This window comes from Secundilactobacillus similis DSM 23365 = JCM 2765, from assembly GCF_001311075.1.
Classification (GTDB): domain Bacteria; phylum Bacillota; class Bacilli; order Lactobacillales; family Lactobacillaceae; genus Secundilactobacillus; species Secundilactobacillus similis.
In genome coordinates this window covers 1-5,248 of the sequence record NZ_BBAD01000132.1, presented here as the reverse complement: position 1 = coordinate 5,248, position 5,248 = coordinate 1, and the positions used below count along the sequence as shown (strand labels likewise).

Sequence of the window (5,248 nt, the reverse complement as noted above, 5' to 3'; positions counted from 1 at the left end):
GGTGCGCTGTTAGCAATCACAACAGCTGACCGTCATATTATGAAGTTGATGAACCTGTGTAACCGCAACGTTCAGTGGTAACTCGACAACCGCAATAAACGATTGTGGTCAATGTTCAGTAACCGCAATGAACCAACGATTGCGTGAAACTAAATCTGCCAGGTATGTGCTATGTTTACGTGAACCTAATGCAGTTGTACTGACATTCAGAATGCATCGTTATTCAGAATGCATCGTTATTCAGCCATCGTAATATGAATCGCCGATTGCTGATTGATCTGGACGTTTGTCGAATCAACGTCAGTCGTTGTAATCCCGTAGTTAAGCGCTTGAGACGGTCTGCAGTGATGAGAAATTGCGCAATATGAGATTCCGGTCAGCGGCTAGGTGGATGCTGTGTCGCGATAATTGGTGGTTGTTGGTGTTTTTCCTAACAACCATCAATTATCGGGGACGAATTCAAGACTCGCACGGGTTTTAGCGAGGCTTGAATTCGAGGACTGAGACCGCTCTTTGGCTCAGGCCGGCCCCACAGCAGGAACCTAGCCGCTGACCGGAATCGACAGTTCACGCAAATCAAACTTCACAAACTAAACAGAAGAATGCTTACGCTGGACACAATCGACAATAAAAAAACGTTTCCCTGATGGTATTCAGAGAAACGTTTTTTAAGGTTAAGCATTACTTCAACGCAAATTTTTCAATAGCGTAAGCAACGCCGTCTTCTTCGTTAGTTTTGGTGATGAACTGAGCGGTCTGCTTGAGTTCGTCGATGGCGTTGCCCATGGCAACGCCGGTGCCGGCGTATTTGACCATGGTGAGGTCGTTGCCTTGGTCACCGATGGCCATCACTTCGTCAGCGGTAAAGCCGAGTTGAGTGGCAAGTTCAGCGACGGCGTTGCCTTTGCTGGCGTTCTTGTTCATGGCTTCAAAGAAGAATGGTTCACTTTGAACCACGTAGAACCGATCACGGTATTCTTGAGGGAAGTCATTGATGAATGGGGTAAGTAATTCTGGATCATCAACGAACATCGCTTTGGAAATCGTAAGGTCGTCCGTGATTTCCTCTGGCATCCGGAAACGAATTGGCATCCGAACGAGGAAACTTTCAGCGATGGTGTAACCACTTAGATCGCGGTTAGCCGTGTAGATGTGATCGAGGGTTTCCATGTGGAAGTGGATATTGTGTTTGCGAGCCAGTAGTTCCAAATCGTAATAGTCATCGGTGCTCAAGTTGTGCTTAACGATGATCCGACCTGAGATGGTCTGGGCTAAGCTACCGTTAAACGTGACCACGTATTCGTCATCACCAGAAATGTTGAGTGGATCGAGGTACTGTTGCACCCCAGTAATTGGTCGGCCGGTACAAAGCACAACTTTAATGCCTTGTTCCCGCGCTTTGGTGATCGTGTCGATCGTCCGTTGGTGAAGTTGTTTTTGGTCGTCTACCAGAGTGCCGTCGATGTCGATTGCGATAAGTTTGATTGCCATTAAAATTCTCCTTTGAGTTAGATAATATTGTCATTGTGTAAATGTTGTTGAAATTGGTTGTAAATGGGGTCAAAGAGATCAACATTGCCGGGTTCGGGATGAATCATTTCCCGGGGGAAGAAGAACCGTTGATCACCAGTGAATTTACCGGTAATCGCGTTAACCAGACTGCTAACGGTCGATAGTTCGACGAGGTTGCCATCACGTTCCATCAGTTCGATTTGGGTGAGTGGCTTTTTCATCTTTGGATCGTACGCGTCGTAGGGGAGGTCGTAGCTGTTATTCGTGTCCGTATAGTACTGGGTATTGAAGCCGGCCTTTTCGATAAGGCTTCGAAGCAGTGGCAACTTAGCCTTAGTTTGGTCGGTAAATACGGCTGACTTCAGTGGCTTGCGATCCAAGAACCGGTGTGATAAATCACTGAGAATTGGATCCGAAGATTGACGCCAGTGAGCAAAATACGTGGTGAGCGTCCCATCATCCAGTAGGAGGTAATCTTCCAAGTCGAACTGGTGCTGGAAGAATGGAAATAATAGGTACGGGGCTGCGGCGCCATGAGCGGCTTCAGGATCGCTATAAATTTCCTTGGCGCGGGTAAGCAGATGACCAAGGATCACCTCCATGGATCGTGATACCGGGTGGAAGTAGATTTGTTGGTACATCTGGAACCGGCTAACGATGTAGTCTTCCACTGCGTGCATGCCGTTGAAGTTAAAGGCGATGCCATCGTGGTAGGGCCGCATAACCCGAAGAATTCGGGTGAGGTCAAACGTGCCGTATTTGGTACCAGTATGGTACGCATCTCGGAGCAGATAGTCCATCCGATCGGCGTCAATTTGACTAGAGATCATTTGGACGACTTGTGGATTCGGATAGGTCTTTTGGATCACCGATGCGACCTGTTCTGGAAAATTAGGGCCAACCGCGCGAAGCACTTGATTGACTTCCGTTGTGGGGTTAGTCAAAATAGCGGCGGTGATTGCCTCGTGATCAGTTTGGAAAATATGTTCAAACGTATGACTATATGGCCCATGACCAATATCGTGGAGCAACGCCGCACACAGCGCCACTAACCGTTCGCGGTCGTCCCAAAGGCCATCGCCAGCGGTTTGACTGGGATAATTGCGTTTAAAATTATCGCAAATCTGACGCGTGATTTCGTAAACACCCAGTGAATGGGTGAAACGGGTGTGTTCGGCACCGTGAAAAACGAGGGAGGCCGTTCCGAGTTGTTTGATTCGGCGTAAACGTTGAAACTCCTTCGTGTTGATCAAATCCAAGATGACACGGTGCTGAATATAAATGTAGTTGTGAACGGGGTCCCGGAGCACTTTTTCACGGGGAAGGCGTTCGTCTCGGTATGCCAATCTGACGACAACCTCCTTTAATTAGTGGGTTAAAGCCCAATTTGACGTTTGGTCATTTTCTGAAGTTCTTTAGCGTAGAGGGCTTGGAAGTCCGGTGTTTGCATCGTTTGGGTGAGACTAGTCGTATCAATTGCGATGCCCGATTGTTCAAAGGTATTGCGGATGGCACCTTTAACATCGTCCAGCGTTAAGGGTTGCTTCAGGCATCTGCAACGTTGATCATGGACTCTGGCCAGACATCGGGGAAGCCCCAAGTATTAGGCTGGTCGTTCAAGCCAGTTTCGTAGAACTGTTTGACGAGTTTGCCACGAAACTGCTGGTCACCCGAAACGCTGAGATAGGCCATCACGACTAGTGCGCTTGGACTTCGTCGTTGTGAGATACCGGCGATTTTTTTACCGTCAACGCTTAAGTCAAAGTCACCCGGACAGTAGGAATGGGTGATCTCGTAATTTTCAATGGTTAAGCTTGGAAAAGTCTGTTGCATCACCCGTTTCATCAGGCGTAACCATCGTCAACGGACAGGTGGTCGTCGGTCAGTTGCGGAATGAAGAGGGAGACGTTAAGAATCCCACCATCGCTGACAACGGCTAAGCCGCCAGAATTGCGGATGAAATAGTCATAGCCTTGGCTAGCGACATCGCCTAAAGCGGCCGTTAGTGCGGGCAAGTGCCGGTCCTTTAATCCAAGGATCAAGGTCGGCGGCAACGTCCAAAAGTGTAAAATAGCCGTGTTTTGAGTGGCCGCAACGTCAAGCAGGGCGTTGGTGAGACCAAATGCGGCGAGTTTATCGGTTGCTGTCAGTGGGGTATCGATGAGTTGCAATGATGAAAAAAGCTGCTGATTTGTCATAGTTTTACCTCGATTGTCAAAACGGTTCTTTTTAATTATACAATATGGGAGTGAGAATCACCAAGAATTTTGGACTAGACCACATTTTGTGTTGAGACTAGGGCCGGCGGTATTTAGAAAAACAGGACTTTTCAAGTTAGGGTCTTGGTTAAAAAATGGTGCGGTACCATCGTTAACGATTATTTTTTGAGCAACCAACCATCACCTGAGTTGTTCCGCACGCTAATTGGTGCCTTTTCTTAAAAAAAGCGTTATAATTATCCAGTATAACTATAAGGAAGGAAGGTTCACGCATGGATGATCTATCAACTAGCATTCCAGTAGGTATTCACCTAGCCACTCATACGGTTCAAGACGGTGAGGCTTCCGATTACGTACTTGATGTTGAGGGCCAAATTGTCCAAATTGGGGAGACAATTTACTTACGGTACCGTGAACCCCAAGAAGATAATCAAGGCGAGCCAGTTCCCGTGACAATTAAGTTTTTGCCAAATGGCGATGTGTCGTTAACGCGAAATGGTGAAAATCGGTTGCGGATGCACTTTAGTGCTGGCAAGCGGATTCGAGCGACTTATCGCACCCCGTATGGCATTGTGCCAGTCGAAACGGTGACGCCACAATTGCGCGTTGGCTTCCATGAACGACCATTTGGCGGAGAGGCTGCAATTGATTATCAACTGTATGTTGGGCAACAATTATTAGGAAATTACGAGATTCGATTGCAATTTACGGTCTAATCGAGTATAGTTTTTAGTAGACTGTGGAAGGGACGTGCACCAGTTTGGAATTAAAAGTCTTTGAAGGCCAAAACAAAAACGAATTATCGATGATTGAAGTAGCTCACGCCATCTTAGCTGAACGTGGGGATGCCATGCCGTTTGTTGACTTAGCCAATGAGGTTCAGGCATACCTGGGCGATTCGGATAAGGAAATTCGCGAGCGGCTTTCTCAGTTCTATACTGATATGAACATTGATGGTAGTTTCATTTCGTTAGGTGATAACCTCTGGGGTTTACGGACCTGGTATCCATTCGAATCGATTGATGAAGCAACGATCGGTTCTGAAGAGGATGAGGATCATCCACGGACGAAGAAACGTAAGAAGGTTAACGCCTTCTTAGCTGACACGTCAGATGATGATGACGTGATCGACTACGATGATGACGATCCAGAAGATCAAGACGACGTTGACGTTGATGAAGACGACTTAGACGGCGACTATGATGAGGATGACGACGCTGAAGAAGATGACACTAAGGAACTTGGCAAGTACCAAGCTGACTTAGCTGACATCGATGATGGTAGCGACGCTGGTGAAGATGCTGCTGATGAGATGCCAGATGGTATCGAAGGGCAACTATCTGAATTTAGCGACGACGAATTCGGCGACGATGACGACGAGTCTGAAAACTAAATTTGATCATTAAATGAAAGCCCGCCAGGAGAGATTCTGGGGACTTTTTTTGTAGAGCGTAAAGAAAAGCGGTTAAGGAGTGGAGTATAAGGGCACCCAAGCGAAATTGGCTGGTTTTGGCCAA

General features: G+C 47.3%; 6 protein-coding genes. 2 read left to right on the top strand and 4 right to left on the bottom strand.

Translation table 11 applies throughout. From position 1 onward, the window contains the following. Positions 1–681 precede the first annotated feature (681 nt). The 4 genes from yidA to JCM2765_RS18475 form a co-directional block, all read right to left on the bottom strand. A complete protein-coding gene (yidA, locus tag JCM2765_RS15945; RefSeq protein ID WP_054737529.1) occupies positions 682–1,491 on the bottom strand; it encodes a sugar-phosphatase in 810 nt (269 codons plus the stop codon). Positions 1,492–1,508: 17 nt separating this feature from the next. Beyond that, positions 1,509–2,858 (bottom strand): HD domain-containing protein, encoded by a 1,350-nt coding sequence (locus JCM2765_RS15940; RefSeq protein WP_054737528.1) that lies wholly within the window; start codon positions 2,856–2,858, stop codon positions 1,509–1,511. Positions 2,859–3,057: 199 nt separating this feature from the next. After that, entirely contained in the window at positions 3,058–3,357 is a 300-nt protein-coding gene (locus JCM2765_RS18480) for a lipoyl protein ligase domain-containing protein (RefSeq protein WP_225352146.1), read from the bottom strand. Continuing rightward, positions 3,357–3,710 carry a lipoyl protein ligase domain-containing protein gene (locus tag JCM2765_RS18475; protein ID WP_225352145.1) on the bottom strand — a complete coding sequence of 118 codons (354 nt, stop codon included), beginning with the start codon at positions 3,708–3,710 and terminating at the stop codon, positions 3,357–3,359. The genes JCM2765_RS18480 and JCM2765_RS18475 overlap by 1 nt, the downstream gene beginning before the upstream one ends. A gap of 293 nt (positions 3,711–4,003) precedes the next feature. Between JCM2765_RS18475 and JCM2765_RS15930 the strand changes: the two genes are divergently transcribed. Beyond that, positions 4,004–4,447, top strand: coding sequence for a YwiB family protein (locus JCM2765_RS15930; protein ID WP_054737527.1), 444 nt, complete (start codon positions 4,004–4,006; stop codon positions 4,445–4,447). A gap of 44 nt (positions 4,448–4,491) precedes the next feature. Further along, a complete protein-coding gene (gene rpoE / locus JCM2765_RS15925) occupies positions 4,492–5,124 on the top strand; it encodes a DNA-directed RNA polymerase subunit delta (protein WP_054737526.1) in 633 nt (210 codons plus the stop codon). The last annotated feature ends 124 nt before the right edge of the window (positions 5,125–5,248 follow it).